This window comes from Paenibacillus jiangxiensis, from assembly GCF_046098255.1.
Classification (GTDB): domain Bacteria; phylum Bacillota; class Bacilli; order Paenibacillales; family Paenibacillaceae; genus Paenibacillus; species Paenibacillus jiagnxiensis.
The window spans coordinates 15,336-33,240 of record NZ_JBJURI010000048.1; the positions used below are offsets into that span (position 1 = coordinate 15,336).

Below are 17,905 nucleotides of genomic sequence, written 5' to 3' on the forward strand. Positions count from 1 at the left end.
GAAATGAGTGAAGTAAAGGATAAAGCGTCACTGGCAAGAGCGACAGCCGGGGCGTTAAACAAGCTCAGCACACAGCAAAAGAACGAGGCGCTGCTGACCATGGCCGAAGCGCTTGTACAGCGCCGGCAGGAGCTGATTACGGCGAATGAAGACGATCTGCGGCGCGGCCTCGCAAACGGGACCTCGGAGTCGCTGCTCGACCGGCTCAAGCTGACGGAAACACGGATTGAAGGCATCGCTGAAGGTTTGCGGCAAATTGCCAGCCTGTCCGATCCGGTCGGCGATACGCTGGAGGTTCTGGACAGACCGAACGGTCTTCATATTGAAAAGATCCGGGTACCGCTCGGCGTGATCGGCATCATCTATGAGGCCCGCCCCAATGTAACGGTGGATGCGGCCGGGCTGTGTCTGAAGACTGGCAACCCGGTCGTGCTGCGCGGCGGCTCAGCCGCCCTGTCCTCCAACCGCAAGCTGGCGGAAATACTGCATGAAGCGCTCGACGCTACAGCCATTCCGCGGGATGCGCTGCAGGTTATTGAGGATGCGGACAGAGCTTCTGTTGACGAAATGCTGAAGCTGAACGGACTGATCGACGTCATTATTCCGCGAGGGGGCAGATCCTTGATCCAAAATGTAGTGCAAAATGCCACCGTGCCCGTGATTGAGACCGGCGCTGGAGTGTGCCATACGTATCTGGACGCTTCGGCTGATCCGGCGATGGCGGAACGGATAACGCTCAACGCCAAGGTGCAGCGCCCCTCTGTCTGCAACTCGATGGAGACGCTGCTTGTTCACGAGAATTTTGCAGCGGACCATCTGGCCCGGTTGGCAGAACGCTTCCGGGAAGCGGGTGTGGAGCTGCGCGGATGCGACAGAACGCGGGAACTGGTGCCATTTGCTTTGCAGGCCACTGATGAAGACTATGCCACCGAGTATAATGACTACATCCTGAACGTGAAGGTTGTAGCCAGTCTGGATGAAGCTCTGGGGCATATTGCCCGCTTCGGTACGATGCATTCCGAATGCATTATTACCGAAAATGAGGCGAATGCCGCGCGTTTTCTGCAGGAGGTTGATGCGGCGGCGGTTTATCACAATGCTTCCACCCGCTTTACCGATGGCTTCGAATTCGGCTTCGGGGCGGAGATCGGCATCAGCACGCAGAAGCTGCATGCACGCGGACCGATGGGTCTGCCTGCCCTTACATCTGTTAAATATATCGTCCGCGGCGGCGGACAAATCCGCGAATAATCAGGAGGTATCATTAAGCTATGTGTGAATCTACACCAAAAACCTTAATTTCACAGCAAATCGTTTTCTCGGGTGCAGGCTCGCTTGCCGAATCCCTGATCAAGGGTATGATCGCCCGCCAGGTGGTGCGTCCTGCGGGGATTACCGTAATCAACCGCAGCAATGCGGCAAGACTGCTGGAGCTCAAGACACGTTACGGTGTATTGACACAGAATGATGATGCTGCCAAGGAAGAGCTGCTGCGCCGGGCGCCGATCATCGTGCTTGCCATGAAGCCGAAGGATGCAGGCGCAGCGTTGAAAGCTTTGGCCCCTCTGCTGTCTGAAGATCAGCTGCTCATCTCCGTGATCGCCGGACTGTCCATTCGTACCATGCAGCAGCTGCTGGGCCGCAAGCAGCCGATTGCCCGTACGATGCCGAACACCTCCAGCTCAATCGGGCTTGGGGCCACCGGCATCACCTTTTCCAAGGAGATCTCCCCTGAGCAGCACGCCAGCGTGCTGCAAATGTTCGAATCCGTCGGCACCGTCACTGTCATTGAGGAGGAAAAAATGGAAATCCTCACAGGCATTTCAGGCAGCGGCCCTGCTTATGTCTATTACTTGATGGAAGCCATGATGGCCGCCGGGATCCGCGGGGGACTGACAGCAGAGCAGTGCCGAGAGCTGACGGTACAAACCGTGCTCGGAGCTGCCCGAATGGTACAGTTGACTAAAGAAGAGCCATCCGCACTGCGCGCAAAAATCATGTCGCCTAACGGTTCCACAGTTGCCGCTCTGCAAAAGCTGGATGAAGGCGACTTTTTTGAAACAGTCATCAGTGCCGTCAACCGCTGCGCCGAACGTTCCCGTGAGATGGGAGATGCGTTAAAGGAGGGAATTGAATGAGCTATTGCCAGGCAACCTACCGTGTATATGACGACAAAGCGGATTTTAAGAAAAAAGCCGAGTCGATCGCGGTAGGTATGACCGTCGGAAGTTGGACGGAGCTGCCGCAGACGAAGCGTGAAGCCATGCAAAAGCATTTGGGTCAAGTCATCAATGTAGAAGTGGCGGACCATGGTCCGGGACAGCGCTATGCTGATCTGACCATTGCTTATCCTGATATCAATTTCAGTGCGGACATTCCGGCACTGCTCGTTACGGTATTTGGCAAAATATCGATGGACGGTCGCATCAAGCTGACAAAGCTCGATTTCTCGGAGCGCTTTATGTCCGCCTTCCCTGGCCCGCGCTTCGGCATTCAGGGAGTACGTGACCTGCTGGATGTGCACGACCGCCCCCTGTTCATGAGCATCTTCAAATCCGTCATCGGATTGAACCTGGAGGAGCTGAAAGAGCAATTTGTAAAGCAGGCGCTGGGCGGTGTCGATCTGATCAAGGATGACGAAATCCTGTTCGAGAACGAGCTGACCCCGATCGAAAAGCGTGTTGAGGCTTGTCTCAAAGCAGCTGAGGAAGCCGGCCGCGAGACGGGAAGAAAGCTGCTTTACGCCGCCAACCTGACAGGACCTACATCCCAGCTTAGGAGCCAGGCGATCAAAGCGGTGCAGGCCGGGGCAAATGCGCTTCTGTTCAATGTGCTGGCTTACGGCTACGATGTCCTGCATGAGCTCAGCTCCGACCCGGACATCAACGTGCCCATTGCAGCACACCCGGCGCTCGCGGGTGCCTTTTACCCGTCCCCTTATTATGGCATTTCGGCATCCGTGCTGCTCGGGCAGCTCATGCGTCTGGCCGGGGCGGATCTGGTGCTCTTCCCTTCCCCATACGGGTCGGTTACGATGCCGCGCGAAGAGAACATGGCCATTCGGGACGAGCTGCTTCGTACGGATTTGCCTATGAAAACGAGTCTTCCCGTACCTTCGGCAGGGATTCATCCAGGGCTTGTGCCTTTAATTTTACGTGATTTCGGCCAGGATGTCGTGATCAACGCCGGCGGTGGCATCCACGGCCATCCGATGGGTACGGAAGCCGGCGGCCGCGCTTTCATGCAGGCGATTGAAGCTGCGGGACAAAACATTCCGCTCGCCGAATATGCTGCCTCCCATCCTGAACTGCAGTCTGCTTTGCAATTATGGGGAGGAGAACGATGACAACAGCGAAAAAGCCCGTCATCTTTTGTGATTTTGACGGCACAATCACTGTGAGCGACAATATTGTCGCCATTATGAAGCATTTCCGCCCGCCTGGTTATGAACGGATTATGGACGATATCGTTCTGCAGCGGATTTCTATCCGTGAAGGTGTCGGCGCGATGTTCGCTCTTCTCCCTTCATCCCGGAAGGAGGAGATTGTGCGGTTCGTGCTCGGACAAGCCGGCATCCGGGAAGGCTTTGGACGCTTCCAGGACTATTTGCGAGAGCAGGAGATCGAATTTTTTGTTACCAGCGGAGGCATGGACTTTTTTATCGATCCGCTGCTGGAGCCTTTCGGCATCCCGCATGATCATATGTTTTGCAACGGTGCCGATTTTTCCGGAGATCATATCCACATCACCTGGCCCCATCCTTGCGACAACCAGTGCAGCAACACGTTCAAGAATGGCTGCGGCATGTGCAAAACTACCGTCATGCGGCGTTTTCCCGCAGACCGCTGGCACCGGATCCTGATCGGGGACAGCCTGACCGATTTTGAAGGGGCGAAAATTGCCGATCTCGTCTACTCCCGCTCTATTCTGACCGCCAAATGCGTGGAGTTGGACGTGCCCCATGTTCCGTTTGAGACGTTTGACGATATCGTCGCCGATTTGAAATTAAAACAGCAGAAAGGAGTGCTGTAAGTGAGCTTAGTCAATATCCCTGCCGAGGAAAAACGGCGCGTGCTTGAGGAACTGGCGGACGTGAAGGAGCTGTTCGCCGCCCGCAATTGGTTTCCGGGCACAAGCGGCAATCTGTCCATGCGTGTAGGGGACATCGATGGCGACCGGTTCCACTTTGCCATTACGGCCAGCGGTAAGGACAAAACCAAACGGACCCCGGAGGATTTTCTGATCGTGGACCAGGAAGGGCGCCCGGCAGAGACCACCGGTCTCAAACCGAGCGCGGAGACGCTGATTCACTGCGAAATTTACCGCCTGACAGGCTGTGGCGCTGTTTTCCACGTACATACCGTGTTTAACAACCTGATTTCCGAATATTACGGAGAACAGGGCGCAGTACCGCTGCAGGGCATTGAGCTGATCAAGGCTTTTAACATTTGGGAGGAAAATGCGGCGGTTTCCGTTCCTGTGCTGCCCAACTATGCGGATATCTCTGCCATCGCCAAGCTGGTGCCCGGTGTATTGGATGAGAAGGTTCCCGGCATTCTGCTGCGCAATCACGGCATTTATGCCTGGGGCCGCGACGCGTTTGAAGCGAAAAAGCATTTGGAGGCCTTTGAATTTTTATTCGAGACGGTCTACAGATCGCTGCTGCTGCAAAAATAGTCCTATTATTGGTGTTCCCTGCTGCTTGGGAGCGCCATTTTTTTATTTTCAGGCACTGTTGAACGTTATTGTTGATATATAGCCGGTAAATACAATGGTCGTCAGCGATACAAATGTTATTATATTTAAAGACCTTCTAACGAATGTATGTTTTTTTCAGATTGGAGCCAGATTGTTAGCAGAGCACCAACATCGCAAATTATCAAAGGAGGCAAAAACAGTATGAAAATCATTGTTACCAGTTTATTCGTTCAGGATCAAGACAAGGCATTGGAGTTTTACACAGAAACGCTGGGATTTGTAAAAAAGCATGACATTCCCGTCGGAGAATTCAGGTGGATAACGCTTGTTTCTCCCAATGATCCAGACGGTACCGAGCTTTTGCTCGAACCGAATGACCATCCTGCCGCCAAAGAGTATCAAAAGAAGTTAGTTGCCGATGGCATCCCCGCAACAATGTTTGGCGTTGCAGATATTCATAATGAATACAAAAGATTATTGGATAATGGCGTGAGGTTTACGATGGAGCCGACAAAAATGGGCGATTTTACAATGGCTATCTTCGATGATACTTGCGGCAACCTTATTCAAATTATCCAGAGGTAATAATTAAACAATTTTATGTTAGCCCTGTCCTATTTTTAGGATATGGTTATCATAAAAAAACCATACATGGTTCACACTAGCAGGGAAAGCAAAAATGAAGCAAGGGAGCGAATTGAATTGGCAACGGTTCTATACATTACGGCCCACCCGCATGATCATCATAACTCCTACAGTATGGCGGTCGGAGAAGCTTTTCGTACAGCCTATCAGGAAGCCCATCCGCAGGACCGGGTTGAGCATCTGGATTTATACAAAATCCATGTGCCCCATATTGATGCCGATGTGTTCAGCGGCTGGGGGAAGCTGGCGGCAGGCACAGCGTTTGATCAGTTGACCAATGATGAACAAACCAAGGTGAAACGGCTTGGCGAAATCGTCGATCAGTTCGTCAGTGCCGACAAATATGTCATTGTGAACCCGATGTGGAACTTTTCGTTTCCTCCCATTTTGAAGGCTTATACGGATGCTGTCTGTGTTGCAGGCAAAACGTTCCGGTACACCTCTGAAGGACCGGTTGGGCTGCTGACAGATAAAAAAATGCTGCATATTCAAGCCAACGGCGGCGTTTATTCCGAAGGGCCTGCCAAGGAAATGGAATCCGGCAGCCGCTATTTGCGAATTATAAGCGGTTTCTTCGGCATCCCTTCGTTCGAGGCGCTGTTCGTGGAAGGCATGAACGCCCAGCCAGACCGGGCACAGGCCATCAAAGAGGAAGCGATCGAGCGGGCGAAAAAGCTGGCTTCCACATTTTAAGGCACTTAATATTTTAAAAAAACCGCTCAACGATAGGTTGTTGAGCGGTTTTACCTGCATGACGTTCCAGGTTTAAGCTTCTCCAAGCTTGGCAAAAGCATTACCGTTCAGCCCTGCTGACGATGCGATGTCTATTTCAGCTTGCACTCTTCCTGCTGCCCATGAGCAGCTTTGTTCCTCCTCCGATCAGCACGACGGAAACGATCACCGTACGCAGATGAGTATCGATCCGCTCCTGCAGGCGCAGGTCCGGAAAACGCACATCAATAAACGGCACAACCATGTTCATCATTACAAAGTACAGACCCATGCAAAGCAATATCAGACCGAGCAGCTTCTGGTGCTGTGCAAACATATCCAGAATCGGCCTATCCTCCAGCGGCTCCCGCTCATAGCGGCTTGCCTGCTGCAGTCCGTCAAAAAAGCTGTAGAACCAGATCACGGGAATCAGGAACAAAAACACGCTCAGCCTAAGGACATCAAGGATATAAATTCCTCCGACAAACAATAACATGAGCTGCAACCCGCGCTTTTGCAGTCCGAGATACATTTGCCCCGCCCCCGGAAAGGCAGATAGGATCATGGCCAGCACCTTGCTGCGCCGGCCGCCGGCTCTTCCGAGCTCAAACTCCTCGAACAGGGTGCGGTCGCTCAGTATGTTTCCCGCCTGCTTGTACTCAATGTACCGGAGAGCGTCAAAAACACAGTAAAGCCAGATGACAGGCAGAATGCCGAGAAAGACAAGAAAGCTCCCTGCACCCGTGATAACAGCGGCAAAGAAAGTCACAACACCAATGCCGAAAAAGGTGAGCAGAAACGATAGCCCCCGCTGCATCAGGCCCATGTATAAATGGCCCAATCCCGGTATGAACGAAAGCAGAATTGTATTGAGCTTTTCACTCTTCCTGTATACCGGTTGCGGAATATGCTGCTCATAATCCGGGAATGCTCCCGGGTAAGCTGCTCCGCCGCCTTCCCCGGGAGGAGCATAGGGGTAACCCGCAGGCGGATAATAAGCATTCTGACTGCTGAGCAGCCTGAGCAGGAGATGCAGCATGCTGATGCCCCATACTGCCACCGCCCCCAAAAACGTCATCAACAAAAAGAAATCCTCATCGCCGATGATGGCGCCCAGAATCGCTCCACCTAGTATACCGCCAAAAAACATAAGCATATATAAAAATCCAGCAAATTTCCTATTCCAATAAAAGAACCCGAGACCAGGCACCATATTCAAAAGCAGCGCCAGCAGCCTGCTCCGCTGAGGATCCGGCATATTTGTTCATCCTTTCTGTATTATCATTCAAATCCAAGGTCTGAAGCCGTGCGGTTCGTCACTGTTTCAACCTGTCCAGCCAGCCGGTGGCCGCTTTCATCGCCTCATCGCTGTACGAAGGAGTTGAGCCTTGGTCCAGCAGCAGCGACCGCTCAGCGGTCAGCTTGTCGAAAGCACCCGAAAACAGAATCAGGAGTGTAATGCTTGCGGCCAGCGCGTAATGGAAAAAGGTGTGCTCATACCAGCGCTGCCCAGCCTTTTTGCCGGACGCTGCTGTGTTATTGCCGACCGGCAGACTGGCCATGACCCGCTCGGCAAACGAGACCGGATTGTCCAGCTGTGGCAGACGATCCTGCAGCCGCTCAAGCTCTTTCATGTACTCCGCAAAAATGGCTTCATCCTCTAGCAGCAGCTGTTCTATGTAATCTGCCTGCTCTGCGGTGCAGCCGCCATGAATATAAGTCCTTATGTCCTGTGCTGATATGCCGCTGCCGCTACTCATCGCCATTCCTCCTCATTCCAGTTGCGCCGAATCCACTGCCTAGCCCTGTACAATCGGGATTCGACCGTTTTTAAAGCAACCTGCATCTCTTCTGCCATCTGCTCGTAGCTTTTGCCCTGCAAGTAAAAGGCGGTAACAATTTCCCTGTGCTGCTCGGGCAGCGATTCGATCTTGTCCGCCAGTTCCTTGCGTCTCTCCTGCCGGATCAGTCTGCCCAGTATATCCTCTTCCCGGGAAGGAAGGACTAGCAGAGCCTCATCCGCCACGGTCATATCGGCCGTTCTGCGGCTGCGCCTTCGTTTGGCATCGATGGCTTTACGAAACGCTATTTGGGTAAGCCATGACTTAAAGCCCTCATTGCGGTACTGGGAAAGAGAAGTGTACACCTGTACGAACGTTTCCTGGGAGACATCCTCCGCTTCCTTCGCATCCTGAAGAACCGAATAGGCCGTCTGATATACATGCCTGCTGTACTGGTCCACCAGATCGCGAAAAGCGCTCTGTTCCCCGCGCCGGATCCGTGCGATTAACATGTCCGTTTCAATGACTGTCTCCTCCTTCCCATACCAATAGACGCAGCAGCCTGCAGCTCCCCCTGCATTTTTAAAAAAAGTTTTTTAAATTCCGTTATCCGTGCCCGCAAAAGCATAAAAGCAGCAGATTTCAGCTCTGAAATCCCACTGCTTTTTGTTTTTCGACATATTTCTAGTTTACTATAAGTTTGATCCATGGGCAGCTAACATTTCATATAATGAAGATCAAAAGGTCGAGAACAGGGGAAACCTACTTCTGTTCTCGACCTTTTTCCTTATCAGAAATCGCAGCAGATCGGCGATTGCTTTCTTGGCATTAATAAGGGGGGTGCACGGAGCGTCTCATGACCGTCCACCTGTGCGGAATTTTTGCGTATAAACCTTCACGTCCTCCGCACTCCTCACCCGGTTGCGGCTCCATTCCAGCAGAATACGATCGATGTAGCGGAAATGGACCTTGCCTGCAAATACAGATTCCTTCAAGGCCATCAGAATCAGGTCCTCGGGATACTTGTCCTGATCCACCCAGCCTGAGATCGTTTCAAACTCCATGGGAGACAGCGGTCTGCCGAATTCCCGCTCAAAGATGGTAAACAGGTTTCGCTTGCCCTCCGGATCATAATCCGAGGAAAACAAATCCTCTTCCAGCTCTGTGCCAACGGCCGGACGCCGCTCAGCAGCCAAATGTTCCGCCAGCTTGCGGTAAAGGCCTGTGAACTGGTAACGCTCATACTGCACGTCCGACTGCTCGTAGGAGCCGGATTCAATGCTGATCCAGCCTTCCTGCATCAGCTTTTGCAGCATTTTGCCCAGCGCTTCCGCAGTCAGGCCCATCCGGTCCCTTAGCTGGTCCAATGTCGGAAATTCATTATGCTCCCCCTGCCTGAACGCCAACAGCTGGATAAGCAGCATAACTTCCGCATCCGACAATTGCAGATTGCGGTAATACCGCAGCAGGACGTAGGGGATTTGCACAACACTGGCTTCCAGCGCGAAGGCAGCCCCTTCCGTCCATTGCCCCGCCTCATTACGGAACTGATTGTTCATCGGTTAAGGGTAGAGGCGGTACAGCATGCGTGGGAACGGAATCGTCTCGCGCACATGATCCAGACCGCAAATCCAGGCGACGGTGCGTTCCAGGCCTAGGCCGAAGCCGGAATGGGGAACCGTACCGTAGGTGCGCAGATCCATGTACCACTGATAAGCTTCTTTGGCCAGATTATGCTCGGCAAAACGCTGTTCCATCAATTCCGGATCATCAATCCGCTGCGAGCCGCCGATAATTTCCCCGTATCCTTCCGGCGCGATCATATCCGCGCACAGCACTACCTCAGGACGGTTAGGGTCAGGCTTCATATAGAATGCCTTGATGCTGGCCGGGTAGTGGGTGATAAATACCGGCTTGTCATATCTTTCCGCAATGGCCGTTTCATGCGGTGCCCCGAAATCCTCACCCCACGGAATATCGAAGCCCTGGCCTTGCAGAAATTCGATGGCTTCATCATAAGTGATGCGCGGGAACTCGCCTGTGATGTTCTCCAGCTTGGAAATGTCTCTTCCGATCGTCTCCAGCTCCTTGCGGCAGTTCTCCAGTACGGATTGAATTACATAACTTACAAACTGCTCCTGGATGCGCAGACTCTCTTCCAGGTCCACAAAAGCCATTTCCGGCTCAATCATCCAGAATTCAATCAGATGGCGGCGGGTCTTGGATTTCTCGGCTCTGAAGGTTGGACCGAAGGAGTACACCTTGCCCAGCGCCATGGCGGCGGCTTCCATGTAGAGCTGACCACTTTGTGTCAGGAACGCGTCCTCGTCAAAATACTTAATATGGAACAGCTCCGTCGTACCTTCGGCGGAGGACGGCGTCAGGATCGGCGGATCCACCTTGGTGAAGCCGTTGCTGTCAAAGAACTGCTGCACCGCGCGGATAATTTGCGCACGGATCAGCAGAATCGCGCGCTGCTTCGGAGCGCGCAGCCACAGGTGGCGATGATCCATCAGAAAATCGATGCCATGCTCCTTCGGCGTGATCGGATAGTTTTCTGTCAGATGGATGATTTCAATGCCTGTTACCGTCAGCTCATAGCCGGACTGGCTGCGCGGTTCTTCGCGGACCACGCCTGTCACATACAGGGAGCTTTCCTGGGTCAGGCTCTTTGCATCATTCCATACCTGCTCCGGAACTTCGCTCTTCACGACAACCCCTTGGATGTAGCCGCTTCCGTCGCGCAGCTGCAGAAACTGTATTTTACCGCTGGAACGCTTATTATGGACCCAGGCGCCGATGGTCACCGTCTGTTCGGCATGGCGTCCGGCCTCGGAAATCGTGCATTTTATAGCCACATATATCTCTCCTCTGCAACCGAAATCAAACAGCCCTCCCCCCGGGACAGGCTGTTTGATCAAGGCTTACTAATTAATATCTGCTTCTATTGTACAAGGCGGAAGGTGTCGCGGGCAATCACCAGTTCTTCGTTCGTCGGAACGACCAGAACCGCCACCTTGGACTGCTCTGTGGAAATGCGGCGCGGATCGCCTGAACGAATGGCATTCAGCGACTCGTCGATTTCCACGCCCAGGTAGGTCAGCTCCTCCAGTACTTTCTGGCGAAGCACAACCGAGTTCTCGCCGACACCGGCCGTGAACACGATGACGTCAACGCCGTTCATGGCCGCCGCATAAGAACCGATATATTTGCGGACACGATAAGTATACATATCGAACGCTAGCTTGGAGTTGGCGTCCCCTTTCTCCATGCCGTCCGTAATTTCACGCATATCGCTGCTGACGCCGGAAATGGCCAGCAGCCCGCTGTGCTTGTTAAGCATCGAGTTCACTTCGTTGACCGTCAGTTCCTCCTTGTTCATCACGTAAGGAACGATGGCAGGGTCCAGGTCGCCGCTGCGCGTGCCCATCATCAGACCTTCCAACGGAGTCATCCCCATGGACGTATCGACAGAAACTCCGCCTTTTATAGCTGTAATACTGGCGCCGTTGCCGATATGGCACGTAATGATCTTCAGATCGTCCAGCGGACGGCCCAGGAATTTCGCAGCCTCCTTGCTGACAAAATCATGGGATGTGCCATGCGCGCCGTAACGGCGCACTTTATATTTGTTGTACAGCACTCTTGGGATGGCGTACATGTACGCCTTCTCCGGCATTGTTTGATGGAAGGCCGTATCGAATACGACCACCTGCGGAACGTTCGGCATATTCACTTCCGCAGCCTTGATGCCCATCATTGAAGGAGGATTATGCAGCGGAGCGAGGTCGAACAGACGGCGAATTTCCTTCTTCGCTTCCTCGGTTACGACAGCGGATTCCTTAAAGGACTCGCCACCATGCACGACACGATGGCCGACCGCATCGATTTCATCGATGCTGTCAATGACCCCATGCTCCTTATCCGTCAGAGCGTTCAACACTTTGCGGATCGCCGTGGTATGCTCCAGAATTTCGCTGACTTCCGTCATTTCGTTTTTATTGGTCGGTTTGTGCGTCAGGATGGATGAATCCATACCGATCCGTTCCACAAGCCCTTTGGCCAGCACGGACTCATCCGTCATATCATACAGCTGGTATTTCAGCGAAGAGCTGCCTGCGTTGATTACTAGAATTTTCATACACGGTCACCATCCTTGTCGTACTTGAAGAAACCTTCGCCTGTTTTCACACCCAGATTGCCGGCACGCACCATTTTCTTCAGGACGATGGACGGACGGTATTTCAATTCGCCGAATTCGCGGAACATGCGCTCAAGGGCGGCCACCACGGAATCCAGACCGAAACGGTCGGCCATCTCGAGCGGCCCGTGCTGGAAGTTGTAGCCGATCCGCATTGCGTCGTCAATATCCTGAGCAGAGGCTACACCTTCCTGCAGCACATGCGCAGCCTCATTGATCAGCAGACAGATAATGCGGCTTGTGACAAAACCCGGGGACTCATAGACCATGATCCCTTTTTTCTCAAGGAAGTTCTCCACAAAAGATTTAGTATGCTCAAAAATTTCGTCTGAGGTTTTCAGTCCGCGGATGATTTCTACAAGATCGATGCGGGACACCGGATATATAAAGTGCATGCCAATAACACGCTCAGGATACATGGTCGAGCTGGCGAGCTCGGTCAAGCTGAGAGTGGAGGTATTGCTTGCAAGTATAATATTGCTCGGACAAAATTGATCAAGCTGCTTGAACACTTCCTTCTTCGCATCCAAATCCTCGGTGATGGTCTCGATGACCATATCGCAAGCGCTCAATTCACCAAAATGGGTTACCTTGTGAATACGGGAAAGAATCAGCTTCTTCTCCGCCTGGGTAATGGCCCATTTCTCCAGCTGTTTGTCCAGGCTGGTTTCGATCATTTCGTACGCGTAGCCCAGTTTTGCAGGGGTTTGTTCCACCAACAGCACGTCGATGCCTTTGGAAGCTAGCATTTCGGAAATGCCCTGCCCCATCGTACCGCCGCCGATTACGCCGATTTTTTTAAATTGCATGGTTCTTGACTCCATCCTTTCAAGGTCTCTCTGATGTATTGTATCCTTCACTGTCGAAAAATACAGGTTTATTGACCCAATAGATAATAATATCTTAGCACGGAACAAAAGTAAAAAAAAATACCAGCATCATAAATTATGCTGGCAAAAGGCTGTTTTCACGAAATTGACACCGGAATTGGTCCCCGGTCAGCGTTTCTTCCTTCAACAGAATTTCGAGAGAATTGTCGAAAATGCTGCGGTGCTGTTCCAGCAGCTCGCTGGTGCGGGCATGCAGCGCGTTCAGGATCTCTTTATTTTCACGCATCAGCTCTTCCTTGGTCACCATCTCCATGTTCATGATGCCCAGGGAAGTCAGGCCGGATTTCATCATCGTTTCCACAATGTTCAGGGCCTGCTCGAAATCGTTGCTGGAGCCGGTGCTGCGTCCGCCGTAGTACATTTCTTCGGCCACAGCACCGGCAAGGGCGATCATAATCTGTTCTTCAAGGAAGTCCTTGGTATACAGATAGTGCTCCTGCTGCGGGTTATGGCGCACATACCCGAGCGCCTTGCCGCGCGGGCTGAGGGCTACCTGCTTCACGCTGCCCGGACGGACAATCTCGGCCATGATGGCATGTCCCAGCTCGTGGATGGCAACTCTCTTCTTCTCTTCCTCATTCGATTCACGGTCTGTTTTTTCGCCCATCATCACTTTATCGATTGCCATGGACAAATGGTACTGGCTGACCACATCCAGATTCTGGCGCATCGCGTAAATCGCCGCCTCGTTCATGACGCTCTCCAACTGGGCGCCGGAAAAACCGTAAGCTTCCTCAGCGATTTTATCCAGTTCCACATCCCCGGCCAAGGGTTTGTTCTTGGCATGCAGCTCAAGGATATGCTTTCTGCCCTTTTTGTCAGGAAGATCCACCTGGATATGGCGGTCAAACCGGCCCGGACGCAGCAGCGCGCTGTCCAGCATTTCCTTGCGGTTGGTGGCCGCAATCAGCAGGATGCGCGGAGTATCCGATGTGTAGATTCCGTCCATTTCGGTCAGCAGTTGGTTCAGCGTCTGATCGTATTCACGCTGCTGTCCGCCTTCGCGCTTGCCGCCGATGACATCAATTTCATCAATGAAAATAATGGCATTTTCCTTTTTCTCTTTGGCGGCTCTCGCTCTGGCGTCCCGGAATAGCTCGCGAATTCTGCCCGCGCCTACACCTACGTACATTTCAACAAACTCACTGCCCGCAGCCGCCACGAATACCGAATTGGTATATTGGGCTGCAGCTTTGGCCATCAGGGTTTTGCCTGTTCCCGGAGGGCCGGTGAGCAGAATGCCCTTTAACGGGCGAATGCCGAATTTCGAAATTTCTTCATGGCGGATCAGGAAATCAAGCGCCTCCCGCAGCTCCTGCTTGGCGCTCTCCTGGCCGCCGATCTGGTCAAAGGTCAGCTTGGCCGACCCAACCTTCTTGCGCTTGCGCTCCTGGCTTGCGCCGACCGCCAACCCGCCGCGCATATGCAGCAGCATCATCAGTCCGCCAAGCACGGCCGCAGCAATCACAAGCGGCACCACGTTAAACCCGATATAAATAAGAAAAATCACCAGGACCGGCACGATGCCGATCAGCAATTCCTTCACCCACCTAGGCATTGGGCCACACTCCCATCGTTTCCGGCTCGCGCGGCAGAATAATATATTTGCTTGCTTGCCCTTCCTTCAGCCTTATATAGACGTTCTGATCGTCCATTTCCGTCTCGGCCTGTACCTTGGAACCCTTCTGCTCCAGCGATTCCAGCGTGGCCGGGATTTGCGTGTACTTTTTATTCTCCATCGCCTCCGCGATCGGGAACATGGCCTGTGCCCACCACTTGTCCAGTTCGGCGCTGGAGCGGTCCTGAATGTCCAGCTTCAACTGGCGGCTGCCGATAATGGGCTGCCCTTCCTTTTTGACCTGCTGCACCAGGCCGCGCAGATCGGCATCCGGCTGCAGCACAAGTTTCAAAACGACCTCATCCTGTTTAATAGCTATTTGGGCGCTGGAGACGCCCGGATATTTAGTCACTACCTGCTGGAGCGGATTCTGAATCGCCATATGACGGTACAGGAACCATCCGCCGAACAGCACGGAAGCTGTTATGATCACCGTTAAAGCTATAGGCAAAATACGAAGTTTCAAAAAAACGTCCTCCTCTCAAACATGAAATATCAGCAGAAACGTCGTTGGGACTTTTTTTGAACTGTAAGGTAAAAAGGAGCCCTTATAACCTAATAGTCTATCACTAGTATAAACCTGAGTATATCATATCGTATATCACTTTTCGAAGGCAAAGTTTGAACAGTTTATAAAATTTGTAATAATTTTATACAACCGGATATTTTGCACAGAAAAAACACGAAATAAGTATTCATTTTGCAAATATGAATAAGCTCCGGCCGCAGCCGGAGCAATTGCTCTCACATGATCAGGTTCCAGCTCTATGTCACTGCAGGGTGTTGGGCAGCTGAAAGGGAGTGCCGACCGGACTTCCGTCCGCAAATTTGTAAAATTGATAATAATAGCTGTTGTTGATTTTGTAGAACAGCTGCCAGACATATTCCTCATTAAAAACACCTGGCAGCAGACGCACAATCTCGAGGTCGGGATTTGCAGACGTGATTGCTGTGCGCATCTGCTCCTCGCTTACACCATTTTGCAGGAGCTCGCTGTGTACGCCTTCGGTTCCCTGCTGCGGTATGTCCTGCCCGTCCTTTATCGATTGAAAAGGCACCCATACCATCATTTTTCTGTTTTCGGCATCCGTGCCTTCCACCACCCAATAGGTATTAGCCCACACGTTTTTCCACGTCTTATCCGTTGCAACCAATCCCGCTGTCTGTTTCGCTTTCAGTATGGCCGTGCTCTCCTCCTGCTTCGGCCCCTGGGTAACAAAGGAATAATACAAATACATGGCGATCAACAGCAGGATGAAAATAAACACCCCATAGGCGATCATCGTTTTTCTGTTTTTCAATCCAAGCTTCCTTTCCGATGGTGTGGTTTGATCAGCGGGAAAGCAGGCCGGTGAACGCCGCTTGCGCTTCGTGCTTGATCCGTTCCTCATCCATGGTCAGGCATTCGCCGTTCCTGACAACCTGACGGCCGTCCACCCAGACGTGCAGAACATCCTTGGCGCTGGCCGAGTACACGGCGTGGGAAACGAGATCCGTTTTGGGCAGAAAATGCGGCTGGTCGATATTCAGGGCAATAAAATCGGCCTTGTTGCCTGCGGAGAGCGATCCCACTTCCTTCAGGGCAATCGATTTGGCACCGTATTCCGTGGCCATGCGCAGCGCCTCACCCGCTGGAATAGCCGTCGGATCGCCCGTGACTCCCTTATGAATCAAAGCGGCCAGCCGCATTTCCTCGAACATGTCCAGATTGTTGTTGCTTGCCGGACCGTCCGTTCCAAGCGACACGGTTACCCCTGCTTTAAGCAGCTCAGTCACCCTCGCTACACCGCTGGCCAGCTTAAGGTTACTTCCCGGATTGTGGGAAACGGCCACCTTGCGCTCTGCGAGCAGGGCAACCTCTTCATCATTCAAATGCACGGCATGCGCGACCAGGGAAGGACGGGAGAAGAAGCCCAGCTTATCCAGATGCGCAACGGGACGGAGACCGTATTCACGCACATTCTGCTCTACCTCGGCCGCCGTTTCCGACATATGGGTGTGGAGCGGCAAATTGAGATCATGGGCCGCCTGCACGAACTGCTCAATAAAGGCCGGCGGGCAGGTGTAAGGCGCATGCGGTGACATCATGGCCGTGATCCGGCCGCCTGCCTGACCGTGCCAGTTCTTCGCAAAGGCTACAGCCTCCGCCAGTTTGGCGCGCTGCTCCTCTTCCGAGCATAAACCGATGGCACCGCGCATCAGGCTGGCACGGATGCCGGATTGCTCAACCACTTTGGCCACCTCGTCCATATGGTCATACATATCCAGAAAAGCCGTTGTGCCTCCCTTGAGCATTTCGAGCACGGACAGCGACGTGCCCCAGTACACATCCGAGGCGGTAAATTTGGCTTCCATCGGCCACATCTTCGTTTGCAGCCATTCCTGCAGCACCATATCGTCTCCATAACCGCGCAGCAGCGACATGGCGGCATGGCCGTGCGTGTTGATAAGGCCCGGCAGAAAGAGCAGCCCTGTGCCGTCAACTGCATCTGTGGCTTCCTCTCCTGCGGGCAGCTCTTCTCCGATATAGGTGATCCGGCTGTCTTCAATAATCATGTAGCCGTGGACAACCGCTTGTTCTTCACGGTTCACCGCGAAGGCCCCATTTTTAATCAGCCATTTATTGGTCGTCATCTTCATTGTCATCCTTTCCGTTCTCCAGGTAATAGGCCAGGCTCAGCAGGTCTGTCGTAAAGTCCGTGGCATGAATGCGGATATGCGGAGGTGCCTTGATGATGGTAGGGGCGAAATTCAGAATCGCCTCAATACCGCTCTCGATCATCTCGTCAGCCACGCGCTGGGCTTCAAAATCAGGTACGGTGATAATCCCGATCCGAATGTGCAGCTGTCTGACCGTATCTCGCAGCTCTTCCATCGGCTGCACGGTCAAGGTGTTGATTTGGCGTCCGATCTTGGCAGCTGAGGAGTCGAAGACCGCCACGATTTTCATATTGTCCTTTAAATAAGCGTTATAATTGGACAGCGCCTGTCCGAGATTACCGGCCCCTACCAGCGCAACGTTGATTTGCTGGTCTATTTTGAGAATATGGCGTATTTTATCGATCAGATACACCACATCGTAGCCGATTCCCTTGCGTCCGAAATCGCCGAAATAAGCCAGATCCTTACGGATCTGTGCCGGATTCAGGTCCAACTTCTGCCCGAGCTCCTGGGATGAAACCGTCGTGACCTCCCGCTTATGAAGCTCGTTCAGATAGCGCAGGTAGACGGGCAGCCTGCGTACCACGGCCTCGGATATTTTGTCTGCTTTCATGCTTAATCCTCCTTGTATGTTAAGAGCATCTCCTGATTTGGGGTTGCTCTTTTCCTTTTGCTCTTTGAAAAATGAATAAGTTGAAAT

19 protein-coding genes are annotated in these 17,905 nt (G+C 52.8%); 7 read left to right on the forward strand and 12 right to left on the reverse strand.

The genetic code is table 11. The features are described 5' to 3' along the window. Window positions 1-3 precede the first annotated feature (3 nt). The 7 genes from ACI1P2_RS29545 (at window position 4) to ACI1P2_RS29575 (ending at window position 6,036) form a co-directional block, all read left to right on the forward strand. On the forward strand, window positions 4-1,251 hold the full coding sequence (locus tag ACI1P2_RS29545; protein ID WP_355326779.1) for a glutamate-5-semialdehyde dehydrogenase: 1,248 nt from the start codon (window positions 4-6) through the stop codon (window positions 1,249-1,251). A gap of 20 nt (window positions 1,252-1,271) precedes the next feature. Beyond that, complete coding sequence (gene proC / locus ACI1P2_RS29550; protein ID WP_355326781.1) at window positions 1,272-2,138, forward strand: pyrroline-5-carboxylate reductase; 867 nt, start codon at window positions 1,272-1,274, stop codon at window positions 2,136-2,138. Beyond that, window positions 2,135-3,346, forward strand: a complete 1,212-nt coding sequence (locus tag ACI1P2_RS29555) for a 2,3-diketo-5-methylthiopentyl-1-phosphate enolase (protein WP_355326783.1) — start codon at window positions 2,135-2,137, stop codon at window positions 3,344-3,346. Before proC ends, ACI1P2_RS29555 begins: the two co-directional genes overlap by 4 nt. After that, complete coding sequence (locus tag ACI1P2_RS29560) at window positions 3,343-4,032, forward strand: 2-hydroxy-3-keto-5-methylthiopentenyl-1-phosphate phosphatase (protein ID WP_355326786.1); 690 nt, start codon at window positions 3,343-3,345, stop codon at window positions 4,030-4,032. The genes ACI1P2_RS29555 and ACI1P2_RS29560 overlap by 4 nt, the downstream gene beginning before the upstream one ends. Then, entirely contained in the window at window positions 4,033-4,677 is a 645-nt protein-coding gene (locus ACI1P2_RS29565; RefSeq protein WP_355326790.1) for a methylthioribulose 1-phosphate dehydratase, read from the forward strand. Between the two features lie 222 nt (window positions 4,678-4,899). Then, a complete protein-coding gene (locus tag ACI1P2_RS29570; RefSeq protein WP_355326793.1) occupies window positions 4,900-5,283 on the forward strand; it encodes a VOC family protein in 384 nt (127 codons plus the stop codon). 117 nt (window positions 5,284-5,400) lie between these two features. Beyond that, window positions 5,401-6,036 (forward strand): FMN-dependent NADH-azoreductase, encoded by a 636-nt coding sequence (locus ACI1P2_RS29575; protein WP_355326796.1) that lies wholly within the window; start codon window positions 5,401-5,403, stop codon window positions 6,034-6,036. A 136-nt stretch (window positions 6,037-6,172) separates the two neighbouring features. Here the strand turns inward: ACI1P2_RS29575 and ACI1P2_RS29580 are convergent, their stop codons facing one another. From ACI1P2_RS29580 to ACI1P2_RS29635, 12 genes are all read right to left on the reverse strand, one after another. After that, window positions 6,173-7,312: a hypothetical protein gene (locus ACI1P2_RS29580; RefSeq protein WP_355326799.1), complete on the reverse strand. Its 1,140-nt coding sequence runs from the start codon at window positions 7,310-7,312 to the stop codon at window positions 6,173-6,175. A 58-nt stretch (window positions 7,313-7,370) separates the two neighbouring features. Next, on the reverse strand, window positions 7,371-7,814 hold the full coding sequence (locus ACI1P2_RS29585) for a hypothetical protein (RefSeq protein WP_355326801.1): 444 nt from the start codon (window positions 7,812-7,814) through the stop codon (window positions 7,371-7,373). Continuing rightward, window positions 7,811-8,347 carry an RNA polymerase sigma factor gene (locus tag ACI1P2_RS29590; RefSeq protein ID WP_355326804.1) on the reverse strand — a complete coding sequence of 179 codons (537 nt, stop codon included), beginning with the start codon at window positions 8,345-8,347 and terminating at the stop codon, window positions 7,811-7,813. Before ACI1P2_RS29590 ends, ACI1P2_RS29585 begins: the two co-directional genes overlap by 4 nt. A 342-nt stretch (window positions 8,348-8,689) precedes the next feature. Then, on the reverse strand, window positions 8,690-9,394 hold the full coding sequence (locus tag ACI1P2_RS29595) for a DnaD domain protein (protein ID WP_355326807.1): 705 nt from the start codon (window positions 9,392-9,394) through the stop codon (window positions 8,690-8,692). Window positions 9,395-9,397: 3 nt separating this feature from the next. Then, window positions 9,398-10,693: an asparagine--tRNA ligase gene (gene asnS / locus ACI1P2_RS29600; RefSeq protein WP_355326809.1), complete on the reverse strand. Its 1,296-nt coding sequence runs from the start codon at window positions 10,691-10,693 to the stop codon at window positions 9,398-9,400. An 86-nt stretch (window positions 10,694-10,779) separates the two neighbouring features. Then, window positions 10,780-11,976, reverse strand: a complete 1,197-nt coding sequence (locus ACI1P2_RS29605) for an acetate/propionate family kinase (RefSeq protein WP_355326812.1) — start codon at window positions 11,974-11,976, stop codon at window positions 10,780-10,782. Continuing rightward, window positions 11,973-12,845 carry a 3-hydroxyacyl-CoA dehydrogenase family protein gene (locus ACI1P2_RS29610; protein WP_355326815.1) on the reverse strand — a complete coding sequence of 291 codons (873 nt, stop codon included), beginning with the start codon at window positions 12,843-12,845 and terminating at the stop codon, window positions 11,973-11,975. The genes ACI1P2_RS29605 and ACI1P2_RS29610 overlap by 4 nt, the downstream gene beginning before the upstream one ends. 136 nt (window positions 12,846-12,981) lie before the next feature. Beyond that, window positions 12,982-14,484 carry an AAA family ATPase gene (locus ACI1P2_RS29615; RefSeq protein ID WP_355326817.1) on the reverse strand — a complete coding sequence of 501 codons (1,503 nt, stop codon included), beginning with the start codon at window positions 14,482-14,484 and terminating at the stop codon, window positions 12,982-12,984. Then, a complete protein-coding gene (locus tag ACI1P2_RS29620; RefSeq protein ID WP_355326820.1) occupies window positions 14,477-15,010 on the reverse strand; it encodes a hypothetical protein in 534 nt (177 codons plus the stop codon). Before ACI1P2_RS29620 ends, ACI1P2_RS29615 begins: the two co-directional genes overlap by 8 nt. Window positions 15,011-15,314: 304 nt before the next feature. Then, window positions 15,315-15,845, reverse strand: coding sequence for a cell wall elongation regulator TseB-like domain-containing protein (locus ACI1P2_RS29625; RefSeq protein ID WP_355326823.1), 531 nt, complete (start codon window positions 15,843-15,845; stop codon window positions 15,315-15,317). A 31-nt stretch (window positions 15,846-15,876) separates the two neighbouring features. Further along, entirely contained in the window at window positions 15,877-17,178 is a 1,302-nt protein-coding gene (locus ACI1P2_RS29630) for an amidohydrolase (protein ID WP_355326832.1), read from the reverse strand. Further along, window positions 17,165-17,818, reverse strand: coding sequence for a redox-sensing transcriptional repressor Rex (locus ACI1P2_RS29635; RefSeq protein ID WP_355326826.1), 654 nt, complete (start codon window positions 17,816-17,818; stop codon window positions 17,165-17,167). Before ACI1P2_RS29635 ends, ACI1P2_RS29630 begins: the two co-directional genes overlap by 14 nt. Between the last annotated feature and the right edge of the window lie 87 nt (window positions 17,819-17,905).